The sequence below is a fragment of the Azospira sp. I13 genome (assembly GCF_003112695.1).
In the GTDB taxonomy this organism is placed as follows: Bacteria; Pseudomonadota; Gammaproteobacteria; order Burkholderiales; family Rhodocyclaceae; genus Azospira.
This window is the reverse complement of sequence record NZ_BFBP01000011.1, coordinates 16,414-29,990: the sequence shown is the minus strand read 5'-3', so window position 1 is coordinate 29,990 and position 13,577 is coordinate 16,414. Positions and strand designations below refer to the sequence as shown.

11 protein-coding genes are annotated in these 13,577 nt (G+C 65.3%); 7 read left to right on the top strand and 4 right to left on the bottom strand.

The features are described from left to right. Positions 1–103: 103 nt before the first annotated feature. From AZSI13_RS10180 to AZSI13_RS10170, 3 genes are all read left to right on the top strand, one after another. The gene (locus tag AZSI13_RS10180; RefSeq protein ID WP_109041064.1) at positions 104–1,144 is read left to right on the top strand and encodes a patatin-like phospholipase family protein; all 1,041 of its coding nucleotides are present in this window, start codon (positions 104–106) and stop codon (positions 1,142–1,144) included. Between the two features lie 63 nt (positions 1,145–1,207). Beyond that, positions 1,208–1,846 carry a methyltransferase domain-containing protein gene (locus tag AZSI13_RS10175; RefSeq protein WP_109041063.1) on the top strand — a complete coding sequence of 213 codons (639 nt, stop codon included), beginning with the start codon at positions 1,208–1,210 and terminating at the stop codon, positions 1,844–1,846. A gap of 7 nt (positions 1,847–1,853) precedes the next feature. Continuing rightward, the gene (locus tag AZSI13_RS10170) at positions 1,854–2,672 is read left to right on the top strand and encodes a DUF1684 domain-containing protein (protein WP_109041062.1); all 819 of its coding nucleotides are present in this window, start codon (positions 1,854–1,856) and stop codon (positions 2,670–2,672) included. A gap of 69 nt (positions 2,673–2,741) precedes the next feature. On the opposite strand, the gene AZSI13_RS10165 is transcribed toward AZSI13_RS10170, so the two are convergent. Together AZSI13_RS10165 and AZSI13_RS10160 are read right to left on the bottom strand one after the other, a co-directional pair. After that, positions 2,742–3,551, bottom strand: a complete 810-nt coding sequence (locus tag AZSI13_RS10165) for a zinc-dependent peptidase (protein ID WP_235609728.1) — start codon at positions 3,549–3,551, stop codon at positions 2,742–2,744. Beyond that, positions 3,548–4,474 (bottom strand): DMT family transporter, encoded by a 927-nt coding sequence (locus AZSI13_RS10160; RefSeq protein ID WP_109041061.1) that lies wholly within the window; start codon positions 4,472–4,474, stop codon positions 3,548–3,550. The genes AZSI13_RS10165 and AZSI13_RS10160 overlap by 4 nt, the downstream gene beginning before the upstream one ends. Positions 4,475–4,664: 190 nt before the next feature. Here AZSI13_RS10160 and AZSI13_RS10155 point away from each other — a divergent pair, with 190 nt between their 5' ends. Continuing rightward, on the top strand, positions 4,665–6,887 hold the full coding sequence (locus AZSI13_RS10155; protein ID WP_109041060.1) for a bifunctional (p)ppGpp synthetase/guanosine-3',5'-bis(diphosphate) 3'-pyrophosphohydrolase: 2,223 nt from the start codon (positions 4,665–4,667) through the stop codon (positions 6,885–6,887). 110 nt (positions 6,888–6,997) lie between these two features. Here the strand turns inward: AZSI13_RS10155 and AZSI13_RS10150 are convergent, their stop codons facing one another. Both AZSI13_RS10150 and ppk1 read right to left on the bottom strand, forming a co-directional pair. Continuing rightward, a complete protein-coding gene (locus AZSI13_RS10150; RefSeq protein ID WP_109041059.1) occupies positions 6,998–7,564 on the bottom strand; it encodes an NADPH-dependent FMN reductase in 567 nt (188 codons plus the stop codon). 256 nt (positions 7,565–7,820) lie between these two features. After that, the gene (gene ppk1, locus AZSI13_RS10145; RefSeq protein WP_109041058.1) at positions 7,821–9,929 is read right to left on the bottom strand and encodes a polyphosphate kinase 1; all 2,109 of its coding nucleotides are present in this window, start codon (positions 9,927–9,929) and stop codon (positions 7,821–7,823) included. A 224-nt stretch (positions 9,930–10,153) separates the two neighbouring features. Between ppk1 and ppx the strand changes: the two genes are divergently transcribed. Genes ppx through AZSI13_RS10130 form a run of 3 tightly spaced genes read left to right on the top strand, consistent with a single transcriptional unit; the run spans position 10,154 to position 13,563 of the window. After that, positions 10,154–11,686 (top strand): exopolyphosphatase, encoded by a 1,533-nt coding sequence (ppx, locus tag AZSI13_RS10140; RefSeq protein ID WP_109041057.1) that lies wholly within the window; start codon positions 10,154–10,156, stop codon positions 11,684–11,686. Between the two features lie 6 nt (positions 11,687–11,692). Next, on the top strand, positions 11,693–12,808 hold the full coding sequence (locus AZSI13_RS10135) for an ABC transporter permease (protein WP_109041056.1): 1,116 nt from the start codon (positions 11,693–11,695) through the stop codon (positions 12,806–12,808). Continuing rightward, entirely contained in the window at positions 12,805–13,563 is a 759-nt protein-coding gene (locus AZSI13_RS10130; protein WP_109041055.1) for an ABC transporter ATP-binding protein, read from the top strand. The genes AZSI13_RS10135 and AZSI13_RS10130 overlap by 4 nt, the downstream gene beginning before the upstream one ends. Positions 13,564–13,577 lie beyond the last annotated feature (14 nt).

Genomic DNA, 13,577 nt, shown 5'->3' with positions numbered 1-13,577 from the left:
CGAAAAGCCGTGCGGCAGGCCTATAAAAAGCGGCAAGATGCCTGCTGCGGCGCCGGGCGAAGTATCCTAGCCATAAACCCATCAGTCAATCCGAGGCCGGCCCATGAGTATCCCCCAGGGAAACGCAGCAGACGACAGCATTGCCATCAACCTGGCACTCCAGGGCGGTGGTGCCCACGGGGCCTACAGCTGGGGTGTGCTGGACTGTCTGCTGGACGACGGTCGTTTCGGTTTCGACGGTATCAGCGGCACCAGTGCCGGCGCCATGAATGCCCTGGTGCTGGCCCAGGGCCTCATGTCCGGTGGCCGGGAAGGGGCCAGGCAGGCCCTGGCCGAGTTCTGGCGGGCCCTTGCGGACAGTGTGCCGCTGGATCTCTCCCGTCCGGTGATGGGCGGGGAGGGCGTGGCCCTGCTGCCCGCCACCAAGCTGATGCTCAACTGGACCCAGTACCTTTCGCCCTACCAGTTGAATCCCCTCAACTTCAATCCCCTGCGCAAGTTGCTCAAGCAGCAGGTGGATTTTGAGGCCCTACGCCGTCACAGCCCGGTACGCCTGTTCCTTGCCGCCACCAATGCCAATACCGGCAAGCTGCGCCTCTTCCGCAATGCCGAGTTGAGCGTCGATGCCGCCCTGGCCTCGGCCTGCCTGCCCATGATCCACCATGCCGTGGAGATCGACGGCGAGCCCTACTGGGACGGCGGCTATTCGGCCAACCCGGCGGTCTTCCCCCTGTTCTACGAATGCGACAGCAAGGAAATCCTCCTGGTGCTGCTGGCCCCGCCGGTCTATGGAGAGGTGCCCACCTCGGTGGAGGAAATCCGCGCCCGGGCCATGGAGCTGGCCTTCAACACCAGCGTGCTGCGGGAGATGCTGCTCTTTTCCAACGTCATCGACTTTTCCGAACGCCAGGGCCTGGAGGTGGGGGGGCTGGAGCAGCGCATCCGCGGCACCCATTTCCACCTCATTGAGGCTGCCGACTTGCTGCGTCAGTTCGGCAGCGAGACCAAGGTGGCGGCTGACTGGCCTTTCCTCTGCCAACTTCACGACATGGGCTACACCGACACCCTGGTGTGGCTCAATGCCCATGGCGATCAAGTTGGGCTCCAGACCTCTTTCGATCTGCCCGGCCGCTTTCGGCTCTAGGCCATGCTGCCCGGGAGGGCGCTAGAATAGGGCTTCTCCAACCCACCTACCCGGCGAACCCCCATGTTCAAGAAAGACATCGACCTCATCCGTACCCTGCATACCCGTTACGGCTTGCAGGGCCCTCTGCTGGACGCCGGCGGCCTCATCGCCCCCAGCATCGCCGATTACGATGTCTCCATGGCCAAGGCCCTGGCCCTGGATCTCGAGCTGGACGGCCACAAGTGGTCGGTGAAAATTCCCCACCCCATGCAGAGCGACCGCTACGTGCGTCTGGAGCGGCCCTGGCAGTTCATCGACCCCGGCTACATCATCGCCAACCCGGAATACGGCGACCCCTATATCGAGCAGTTGCCCGAGAAGTATGCCGATACCTTCAACACCGTGATCATGGTGTCGGTCTTCGAGCACGTGGAGAACCCCTACAAGGTTTCCGACGCTCTCTACAAGATCGTCAAGAAGGGCGGCTACCTGATCAACTCCACCCCCTTCCTTTTCCCCTACCACCCCAGCCCGGAAGACAACTTCCGCTATTCTCCCGCCGCCCTGCGCCGTATCCATGAATCCAGCGGCTTCACCTGGCTGGAAGGGGATTTCCACATCAACATTTCTTCCAAGGAAGGCATCGGCGACACCAATCCCCAGAACTATGGCGCCCCCCAGGGCATCATGGCCTGCTACGCCGTTTGCCGGAAGGATTGAGTCCTTCATGAGCGATCCCACCCTGACCCCGCAAGCCCGCCACCAGGGCTGGCGCCAACGCCGCCTGGCCGAATTGACGGCGGCGGATGGCTGGCCGGGACTGATCGGCCTGTTTTGGCTGGAGCCCGGGGCCAATGTCGTGGGCTGGGGCGAGGATTGCACGGTGCGATTACCTGCCGAGGTAGCGGAGGCGGCCAATCTGGGCGTCATCGAGTGGTCCGGCGAAACGGTGGAATCCGTGCGCTGGCGGCCTCGAGAGGGGGATCCCCAAACCCTGCTGATCGATGCCAAAGGCGCCCCCACCACGGTGGCCTGGGGCGATTACCGATTTACCGTGATTGCCCGCGACGGACGCCTCGCGGTGCGCCTGCGGGATCTGGCCTGGCAGGCCCGGCGGCCTTTCCCGGGTATCGACTGTTTTGACTACGATCCGGCCTGGCGTATCGAGGCCCGCTGGGAAACCCTGGCCGAGTCCCTGACCATGGAAGTGCCGACCGTTACCGGCGAACTGAAGTCCGTACAGGTGGGCTACCGGGCTGTCTTCGAAATCCAGGGGCAGACCCTGGCCCTGTTGCCCATGGAGGTGACGGGGGAAAGCGTGTTTTTTGTCTTCCGGGATGGCAGCAGCGGCCGTTTGACCTACGGCGCCGGGCGTTTCCTGCGCACGGCGGCGCCGGAGCACGGCCGCCTGGTGCTGGATTTCAACCGGGCCTACAACCCGCCCTGCGCCTTCACGCCCTTTGCCACCTGCCCCCTGCCGCCGCCGGAAAACTGGCTGCCCCTGGCCATCTTGGCCGGGGAGAAAAAATTCCAGGGCGATCACTGAGTTCCAAGCCACAGCGCCACTCAGCCTGCGGACGACTGAAGGCGCCTGCGCGGGGATGCGGGAGGGGGCTCAGTTGTCGTTGTCGGCAGCAGTTCCGGAGCCGGCCGGTTCCTGGCGATAGAACAGGCAGAGCTGGCGATACAGCTCCGGGTACTCGGCCGCCAGCACGGCGGGGGATTCAAAGAAGGTTTCCGACACCACCGCGAAGAACTCCCCTGGATGCTCGGCCCCATAGGGGTCGATGGGCAACTGGGCCAGGGCCTCCTCGCCGGCCCATTCGGCCCGCTCCACCCGTTGGCAGAAATCATCGTAGGCCCCGTCCAGGGCCGCCAGCCAGGCTTGCCGGTCCATCCCCGCGTGCAGGGGCGGCAGGCCGTCCGGGTCGCCGTTGAGCATGTCCAGCTTGTGGGCGAATTCATGGATCACCACGTTGTAGCCGGCTCCCGCCATCTGGCTGTCCTGCCAGGAAACGATCAGGGGGCCACCGCTCCAGGCCTGGCCCGAGGCCACTTCATCGTATTCGTGGACGACGCCGGTTTCATCCATCTCCTGCCGCGGCACCACGAATTCATCCGGGTAGACGATTACTTCCACCCAATCCCGATACCACTCCAGGCCCAGGTTGAGGATGGGCAGGCAGCCCTGGGCGGCGATATGCACGCCCATGGCGTCGCTCACTTCCAGGCCGCCGGCACCGGCAAACTGCTTCTCGGCGAGAAAGGCCTCGCTGAGGGACTTCAGCCGTTCCAGTTCCGCTGGCGTGAGCCGTTGCAGGAAGGGCAGGGCGGCCAGGGTATCGGCCCACAGCGTTGGGGCAATGGGGCGGTGTTCCCGGGCGCCGAACAGGCGGCCCAGGCGCTGTGCCAGCCAGCCCATCATTGGCCTTTCAGGCGGGGCATCCGGGCCATGGTGAGGTAGATGCCGGCGAAGATCAGGGCAATGCCGGCCAGGTGGTAGAGATGGGGCAGTTCCCCCAGGAAGGCGGCAGAAAGCAGGGTGCCGAAGACCGGCATGAGGTGGATGAAGAGGCTGGCCTTGTTGGGCCCCACCTCGGCCACCCCCTTGTTGTAGAAGATGTAGCCGATGAAGCTGGGAAAAATGCCTACATAGGCGATGCCGGCCAGGGCCTCCCAGCGCAGGTTGATATGCCGGGCAGCGCCGCCGAAGGTGCCCAGCTCCCAGGCGTAAAGCGGTGCCAGGGCGAGGACGCCGACCAGGGTCAGGGCCCCCAGTATGAGCATGGGGTGAACGCCCGCCGGGCGCCATTGCAGGCCGACGGTATAGACGGCCCAGGTCAGCACTGCCCCCAGCATCCATACATCCCCCAGGTTGAGGGAAAGGCCCAGCAGCACCTGCAGGTCGCCCCGGGCGATGATGGTGGCGGCGCCGGTGAAGGAAATGGCCACGCCGATGGCTTCGATGGGCTTCAGGTGCTTGCCCAGGAAGAGCCAGGAAAGGGCAATGGTGACGATGGGAATGAAGGAATTGAGCAGTACCGCGTTGGTAGCAGCGGTGTATTGCAGGGCGATGTAGGCGAAGGTGTTGTAGCAGCCCACCCCCAGCAGGCCCAGTACCAGCACGGTCTTCCAGGCCTTTTTCAGCAGGGGCCATTGTTCCTTCAGGTGGGGCAGGGCCAGGGGCGCCACCAGGGCCAGGGCGATGATCCAGCGCCAGAAGGCCAGGGCAATGGGGGGCACGTCAGCCCGGATACCCCGTCCCAGCACCATGTTGCCCGACCAGAAAAGGGCCGTGAGGGTGAGCAGCAGATAGGGGTGGCGGTACAGGGGCGTGTTGGGGGGCATGTCGTTTTATCCGGCCCGGGGAGGCTTGGGCCTTTGGGTATGGGAGACGGGATTATGCCCCAGGAGGCGCCCCTGTCCAGGCCCGGGTTTTCCCGCCTAAGGCAGGGCCTCAAAGGCAGTCTCGGGGCGTCCGTCGAGACGGTCCGGAGGGCGGGGCGGGGATTCCTGCCCAAGGAGGTATAATTGCCCCATGGTTTCCGTCGTCCACTCCGTCGCCGCCCAGAGCGACTTCGAACAATCCCTCCTGACCCTCACCGATGGCCTTCCCCCGGGGGAGACGGCGTTCATCCGTCAGGCGGCCGACTATGCCCGGGACGCCTATGGCGACAAGACCCTGGGCAGCGGCGAGGGGATTCTCTCCCACGCCCTGGGCATGGCCCTCATCATTGCCGGCCTGCGCCTGGATGCCACGTCCCGCGCGGCGGCCCTGCTGTTCGCGGTGGCCACCTACGACGACAAGGGGTTGGAATCCATTTCCGAGCGTTTCGGTCATGGCGTGGCCCACCTGGTGGGCGGCATTTCCCGGCTCAACCGGCTGCGCCCCATCACCCGGGGTTTTGTCGCCGACACCACCCAGAATCCCCAGGAAATGAAGGCCCAGGTGGAAGTCCTGCGCAAGATGTTCCTGGCCATGGTGGAAGACATCCGGGTGGTGCTGCTGCGCCTCGCCTCCCGCACCCAGACCCTGCGCTACTACGCCGCCGAACCGGATGAGCTGCGGGTCCATGTGGCTCGGGAAACCCTGGAACTTTATTCCCCCCTGGCCAACCGCCTCGGGGTGTGGGAACTGAAGTGGGAGCTGGAGGACCTTTCCTTCCGCTTCATCCACCCGGATACCTACAAGAAAATCGCCAAGATGCTCGACGAGAAGCGTCTGGAGCGGGAGCAGTTCATCATCGACGCCGTGGCCCGGGTCAAGTCCGAGCTGGCTACGGTGGGCATCACCAATGCCGAGATCTACGGCCGGCCCAAGCACATCTATTCCATCTGGAACAAGATGCGCAAGAAGGGTGTGGATTTCTCCGAGGTGTACGATATCCGCGCCCTGCGCGTCATCGTGGACGAGGTGAAGGACTGCTACACGGTGCTGGGCATCGTGCACAACATCTGGACGCCGATCCCCAAGGAATTCGACGACTACATCTCCAATCCCAAGGGCAATAACTACCGCTCCCTGCACACCGCCGTGCGCTGCCCCGACGGGCGCAGCCTGGAAGTGCAGATCCGCACCTGGGAAATGCACCGCCACGCCGAGCTGGGCGTAGCCGCCCACTGGCGCTACAAGGAAGGCACCAAGCACAGCTCCGAGGACAACTACGACGACAAGATCGCCTGGCTGCGCCAGCTGCTGACCTGGAAGGACGAAGTCTCCGACTCCTCCGACTGGGTGAACCACTACAAGCAGGCCGCCCTGGACGAGACCATCTACGTCATGACGCCCCAGGGCAAGGTGGTGGACCTGCCCCAAGGTGCCACCCCGGTGGACTTCGCCTACCGCCTGCATACTGACCTGGGCCACCGCTGCCGCGGCGCCAAGGTGGACGGGGCCCTGGTGCCCCTGGATACGGCCCTGAAGACCGGGCAGCGGGTGGAGATCGTCGCCGCCAAGCAGGGCGGTCCCTCCCGGGACTGGCTCAATCCCTCCCTCGGCTACATCGCCACCAAGACGGCACGGACCAAGGCCAGGGCCTGGTTCTCCAACCTGGCCCTGGAAGAATCCCTGGCCGAAGGCCGGGGCATCGTGGCCAAGGAAATCCAGCGGGTCGGCGGCGGCGGTACCAATCTGGAAGAACTGGCGGGCAAGCTGGGCTACGCCAAGGCGGACGACCTCTACATCGCCGCTGCCCGCAACGAACTCAACCTGCGCCTGTTCCAGGCCGCCGTGCGCGGCACCGAGCCGCCGGTGGACGAGCGGGGCGCCGAGCCCATACCGGTGCGCCGGCCCAAGCCGGCCGAAGGGGAGGGCGCCGGCGACCGGGGCATTCTCATTGTCGGCGTGGACAAGCTGCTCACCCAGCTGGCCCGCTGCTGCAAGCCGGCGCCGCCGGACCCCATCCAGGGCTTCGTCACCCGGGGCAAGGGCGTTTCCATCCACCGGGCCGACTGCCACGATTTCGCCAACCTCCAGGCCCTGCACCCGGAGCGGGTGATCGAGACCGAGTGGGGCGGCCACCCCCACGGCATTTTCCCGGTGGATATCACCGTGGATGCCCACGACCGCCAGGGCCTGCTGCGGGATATCTCCGACGTTTTCGCCCGGGAGAAGATCAACGTCATCGGCGTTCATACCCTCTCCAAGCAGGGCCAGGCCCACATGGGCTTCACCGTGGAAATCCTCAACCTGCCCCAGCTGACGCGGACCTTGAAGCTGATCCACGATGTCCAGGGCGTGGTAGGGGCGCGGCGGGGGTGACGCCCGCTAAGTAAAGCCGCCTCGCTCGGCTGTGGCCGGACGCCCCGGCGGCAAGAAAAAACGCCCTCCAAGGAGGGCGTTTTCTTTTTCGCCTGCTACCGCGGGGCGGTTCAGGCGCCGGCGCGGATGAAGTCGGCGAACTTGGCCAACTGGCCGGCAATGTAATCCCGGGTGCTGGGGTCGTTGAGCTTGCCGTTGGCCGCATCCACCTTGTTCTGCACGCTGCCCACCATCACTTCCGGCACGTTGAAGACCCGCGGGTTGAGATAGATCAGCACCTGGCGCAAGTGGTACTGGGCCCGGGCGCCGCCAAAGGGGCCCATGGAGGCGGATTGCAGGGCCACCGGCTTGCCGGCGAAGGGCTGGTTGGGAATCCGGGAGAGCCAGTCGATGGCGTTCTTCAGCACCCCGGGTACGGAATAGTTGTATTCGGGGGTGATGATGATGAGGCCATCGGCGGCCCGGATGGCGTCAGCCAAGGCAGTGACGGCGGGGGGAATGCCCTGGGCTTCCACGTCGCCGTTGTAGAGAGGAATGTCGTTGAGGGCGGGCAGGGCGCTGATGGTGACGCCGGCCGGGGCCAGTTCCGGCAGGGTGTTGGCGACCATGCGGTTGTAGGAGGCCTGGCGCAGGCTGCCAACCAGGGTGACGATGCGCAGCGGGGTGGCGGTGCTCATTTCCTCTTCTCCTTGAAGTCAGTGCAACGGGAACGGGTGAGGCGGGATGATGCGGGGTGACGCAGTCTGGGGGTGAGGCCAGGGAAGTGACAGCATCGTTCCCCTGGCCGGGAAAGGCAAGGCCGTCGCCGGGGGTGGCGGTATGGGCATCTGCGGCCACCCTGCCCTGGAAGGCAGAAGGGACGCCACTCCCGGCCCTTGATGCGCGGAGATGGGCGTCCCTTCTGCCTTCTGGCGGGGGTAGGGTTCGGGCTTTTCAAACGCCGCTGGAAAGCCCCTGCAGCAGTTCGCTCTGGGCACAGCGGGGTTTGGCCCGGGGGCTGCGCTTGCGGGTGTAGCCGCCGGAGGCGCCATCCATTTCCCAGGCCTGCTGGTTATCCACCATGTAGGGGCGCAGGCCTTCGACGATGACCCGCTTCTTCAGCTTCGGGTCCAGTACCGGGAAGCACAGTTCGATGCGGCGGAAGAAGTTGCGTTCCATCCAGTCGGCGGAGGAGAGATAGACGTTTTCCGCGCCGTTGGCGTGGAAATAGAAAATCCGGTGGTGTTCGAGGAAGCGGCCGATGATGGAGCGCACCCGGATGTTCTCCGACAGCCCGGGCACACCGGGGCGCAGGGCGCAGACGCCACGCACGATGAGATCGATCTTCACCCCGGCCTGGGAGGCTTCGTAGAGGGCCATGATGGTCTCTGGCTCGAGCAGGGAATTCATCTTGGCGATGATGCTGGCGGGCCGGCCGGCCTTGGCGTGTTCCGCTTCCTTGCGGATGGCGGCGATGATGTTGGCGTGCAGGGTGAAGGGCGCCTGCCACAGGTGGTGCAGGGCCTGGGCCCGGCCGAGGCCGGTGAGCTGCTTGAAGACCTCGTTGACGTCAGCCCCCATCTGCTCGTCGGCCGTGAGCAGGCCGAAGTCGGTGTACAGCCGGGCGGTGCGTGGGTGGTAATTGCCGGTGCCCAGGTGCACATAGCGGCGCAGGCGGCTCTGGCCGTTCTTGTCCTCTTCCCGGCGCACGATCATGATCATCTTCGCGTGGGTCTTGTGGCCCACCACGCCGTACACCACGTGGGCGCCGACTTCTTCCAGACGGGTGGCCCAGTTGATGTTGGCCTCTTCGTCGAAACGGGCCATCAGCTCCACCACCGCGGTCACTTCCTTGCCGTTCTCGGCGGCGCGGATGAGGGATTCCATCAGCACCGAGTCGGTGCCGGTGCGATACACCGTCATCTTGATGGCCACCACCGACGGGTCCGTGGCCGCCTGGCTGAGCAGGTCGATCACCGGGGTGAAGCTCTGGTAAGGGTGGTGCAGCAGGATGTCGTTCTTGCGGATGCTGGCGAAGATGCTGGTCCGCTTTTCCAGGGTCTTCGGCAGCCCGGGGGGGAAGGGGGGGAACTTCAGGTCGGGCCGGTCCACCTGGTCGGGAATCTGCATCAGGCGCACCAGATTCACCGGGCCGTTCACCCGGTACAGATCGTTTTCCGACAGGTTGAACTGGCCGAGCAGGAATTCGCTCATGGCGGGGGAGCAGTTGTCTGCAACCTCCAGACGCACCGCATCACCGAAATGGCGCTGAGGTAGTTCGCCCTGAATCTTGGTGCGCAGGTTCTTCACCTCTTCCTCGTCGACGAAGAGGTCGGAATTGCGGGTGACGCGGAACTGGTAGCAACCCAGCACGTTCATGCCGGCGAACAGCTCGCCGACGAAGGCGTGGAGGATGGAGGAGAGAAAGACGAAGCTATATTCCGCCTCGCTCAGTTCCCGCGGCAGGCGGATGACCCGGGGCAGCACCCGGGGGGCCTGGACGATGGCGGCGCCGGAGTTGCGGCCGAAGGCATCCCGGCCTTCCAGTTCCACGGCGAAGTTGAGGCTCTTGTTGAGCACCCGGGGGAAGGGGTGGGAAGGGTCCAGGCCGATGGGGGTGAGCACCGGCATCACTTCGCGGAAGAAATAGTCCCGCACCCACTCGCGCTGGGCGTCGGTCCACCGGGTACGGCGCAGGAATTGCACGCCTTCCTTCTCCAAAGCCGGCAGCACGTCGGCGTTGAGCAGCTCGTACTGCTCATGCATCAGGCGGTGGGCTTCGGCGGAGACCTGGCGGTACACCTCCTGGGGCGTCTTGCCGTCGGTGGTGCGGGTGGAGGAGCCCAGCTTGAGCTGTTCCTTCAGGCCGGCGACACGAATCTCGAAAAATTCGTCCAGGTTGGAGGAGACGATGCACAGGTAGCGCAGCCGCTCCAGCAGCGGAATGGAGAGATTTTCCGCCTGGGCGAAGACGCGGCGGTTGAAGGCCAGCAGGCCCAGTTCCCGATTGATGAAATTTTCCGGCGGGAAGCGGCGGTAGATGTGGGAGCGATTGACGTTCATGGTGGCGAATGGTGAGGAGTCGGGCGTGGGAAGGGCCGGAGGGCAGATTCGATTGACGCCATTTTGTTACGTTAATGTTAAGGGAATATGAAGGGGTTCGGCCAGCCGGTGAAATACCCAGGTTGGCTCCTGTAGGGGCTTTCCCGCGCATCTGTCACAGGAACCCCATAGTTCGGGTGCTAGAATGATCCGTCTTGCCTAACCGGTTACCGGAATCGTTGTTGATGCGCTACGAATTGATTGCCGCCGTGGATCTGGGCTCCAACAGCTTCCGTCTCCAGGTGGGGCGGGTGGTGGATGACCAGATCTATCCTCTGGATGCCCTGAAGGAGCCCGTGCGGCTGGCCTCCGGCCTTTCTCCCGACAAGATCCTTGACCAGGCCGCTCAGGAGCGGGCCATTGCCGCCCTGCGGCTGTTCGGCGAGCGTCTGCGGGGTTTTGCCCCCGATGCGGTGCGGGCCGTGGCCACCAATACTCTGCGGGTGGCGAAGAACGCCCCGGAACTGATGCCCCGGCTCGAAGAGGCCCTGGGCTTCCCCATCGAAATCATTGCCGGCCGCGAAGAAGCACGCCTGATCTATATCGGCGCCGCCCACTCCCTGCCGCCGGCCGAGCACAAGCGCCTGGTCTTTGACATCGGCGGCGGTTCGACCGAATTTATCATCGGTCGACGCTTCGAGCCCCAGTTGCTCGAATCCCTCTACATGGGCTGCGTCAGCTACACGGTGCGCTTCTTTCCTGACGGCAAGGTGGACAAGAAGCGCCTGCGGGAAGCAGAAGTGGCGGCGGGCAAGGAATTGCAGCTCATCGCCCACGACTACCAGCGCCTGGGCTGGGACGAGGCGGTGGGTTCCTCCGGCACCGCCCGGGCCATCGCCGACGTGCTGGAACTCAACCAGCTGAACCCCGGCGGCGTCACCGGCATCACCCGGGAAGGCCTGGAGAAGCTGCGCAGCATCCTGCTCAAGGCCGGCTCTGCCGAGGCCATGCCTCTGGAAGGCCTGCGCAACGACCGTACGCCGGTGCTTTCCGGCGGCATTGCCATCATGTCGGCGATTTTCGAGACCCTGGGGCTGGAGCGCATTACCTACGGCGACGGCGCCTTGCGCCTGGGGGTGCTGTACGACCTGCTGGGCCGCTTCCACCACCACGACATGCGGGATGCCACGGTGGCCAGCTTCATGCGCCGCTACCAGGTGGATATCTGGCAGGCCCAGCGGGTGGAGCAGACCGCCCTGGAAATCTTCGGCCAGCTGAGCGGTAGCCGCCGGGGGGCGGAGGAGGGGGATTCCGACATCCACGCCCACTTCCTGCGCTGGGCGGCGAAGCTGCACGAAATCGGCATTTCCATCGCCCATAACGGCTACCACAAGCACGGCGCCTACATCCTCACCTTTGCCGACATGCCCGGCTTCTCCAAGAAGGACCAGGGGCGCCTGGCCCTGCTGGTGCTCGGTCACCGGGGCAAGCTGGACAAGGTGGCGGCCCTGCCCCGGGGGGATGTGAACTGGCTGCTGATTCTTTCCCTGCGGCTGGCGGTGCTTTTCCACCGCTCCCGCAGCGACCAGGGGCGGCCGCCCTACCGCATTGCCATGGGCGAGAAGGGCGTCAGCCTGGAGCTGCCGGCCGAATGGCTGGCTGCCAACCCCCTCACGGCGGCGGCCTTTGCCGATGAAAGCCTGGCCTGGCACCGGGTTGGCCTGGATTTTCGCCTCAAACGTATCAACCCGGCCAAGGCCGGAAAACAGGCGGCCTGACCTCCCATGGTGTCCGCGGGCCTGGAGATTCGGCAGGGCGCCGCTGGTCCGGTGGTGTGTCCCACCGGTGATTGGACCTTGGCCTCCTTTCCCCTGCCCCTGGATAACCTTGAGTCCCGCCTGCTGGCCCGGGTGCCGGCCGGCAGCTCTTGGGATCTATCTGCCCTGGGGCGGCTGGACAGCCTGGGGGCCCTGCTCCTGTGGCGGGCCTGGGGGCGCCGCTGGCCGGAGGGCCTGGCCCTGGAGGCGGAACACCGCCGGTCCCTGGAGCGGGTGGCAGCCCTGCCGCAAGCCCCGGTGGCCGCCGCACCCCGGCGGCCTTTCGAGGGCGTGGAATCCCTTGGCACCTTCGCCCTGAAGTTCGGCCACAACCTGCTTGGCCTGGTGGCCCTGCTCGGCCAGCTGGTGCTGGACCTGCTCTTCCTCATCCGCCATCCCCGTCATCTGCCCCTGGTGGAGTATTCCGCCACCCTCTACAAGAGTGGCGCCAAGGCCCTGCCGGTCACAGCCCTGGTGGGTTTTCTCATCGGGGTGGTGATGAGCTACCTCTCGGCCCTGCAGCTGAAGACCTTTGGCGCCGACATCTTCATCATCAACATCCTCGGCGTCAGCATCATCCGGGAGCTGGGGCCGGTGCTGGTGGCGGTGCTGGTGGCCGGGCGCTCCGGTTCGGCCATGACCGCCCAGATCGGCGTCATGCGGGTTACCGAGGAAATCGACGCCCTGGCCACCATGGGCATTTCCCGCACCCAGCGCCTGGTGCTGCCGAAGATCGCCGCCCTGACCACTGCCCTGCCGTTGCTGGTGGTGTGGACCTCCGCCGCCGGCATTCTCGGCGGCATGGTCTCGGCCCATTTGCAGCTCGGGCTTTCCTACGGCTTCTTCCTGGATCAACTGCCCAAGGTGGTGCCCCTGGCCAACCTGTGGATCGGTCTGGCCAAGGGCTGGATTTTTGGCCTGTTGATTTCCCTGGTGGCCTGCCACTTCGGGCTCCACGTCAAACCCAATACGGAAAGCCTGTCGGCCCGTACCACCGCCGCGGTGGTGACGGCCATCACTGCCGTCATCCTGGCCGATGCCCTGATTGCCATCGCCACCCGGGACATCGGGATGCCCAAATGAGCGTGCCGGTCATCGAAGCCCGGGGCCTGTGGAGCCGTTATGGTGACACGGTGATCCATAAAAATCTGGACCTGACGGTGCAGCGGGGCCAGATGGTGGGGCTGGTGGGCGGCTCCGGCAGCGGCAAGACTACCCTGCTGCGGGAGGTGGTGGGCCTGCTGCGTCCCTGGAAGGGGGCAGTGCATCTGTTCGGCGAGCCGCTCCATTCCGGCGACCCGGGCAAGGATCGGCACCTGCGCCAGCGTTTCGGCATGTTGTTCCAGCAGGGCGCCCTGTATTCGGCCCTCAGCGTTTTCGACAACGTGGCCTTCCCCCTGCGGGAGATGGGCATTCGGGACCTGGATCTGCTGCGGGACCTGGTGCATCTGAAACTGGCCATGGTGGAGCTGGAACCTCGCCACGGCGGCCTCAAGCCAGCCGAGCTGTCCGGCGGCATGGTCAAGCGCGTCGCCCTGGCCCGGGCCCTGGCCCTGGAGCCGGAGCTGCTGATCCTTGATGAACCCACCGCAGGCCTGGACCCGGATCGTAGCGATGGCTTCGTTCGCCTGATCCGGGAACTGCAGAGCGAGCTGGGTTTTACCGTGATCATGGTGACCCACGACCTGCCGACCCTGCTGGGCCTGTCCACCCACATCGCCGCCCTGGCGGACCAGCGCATCGTCGCTTTCGGTCCGCCGGAGGCGGTGCGGCAGGTGGACCACCCCTTCATCCGCAATTTTTTCGGTGCCGGCCGTAGCGCCGCCGATTCACCCTAGGAGCTTCGGGAATC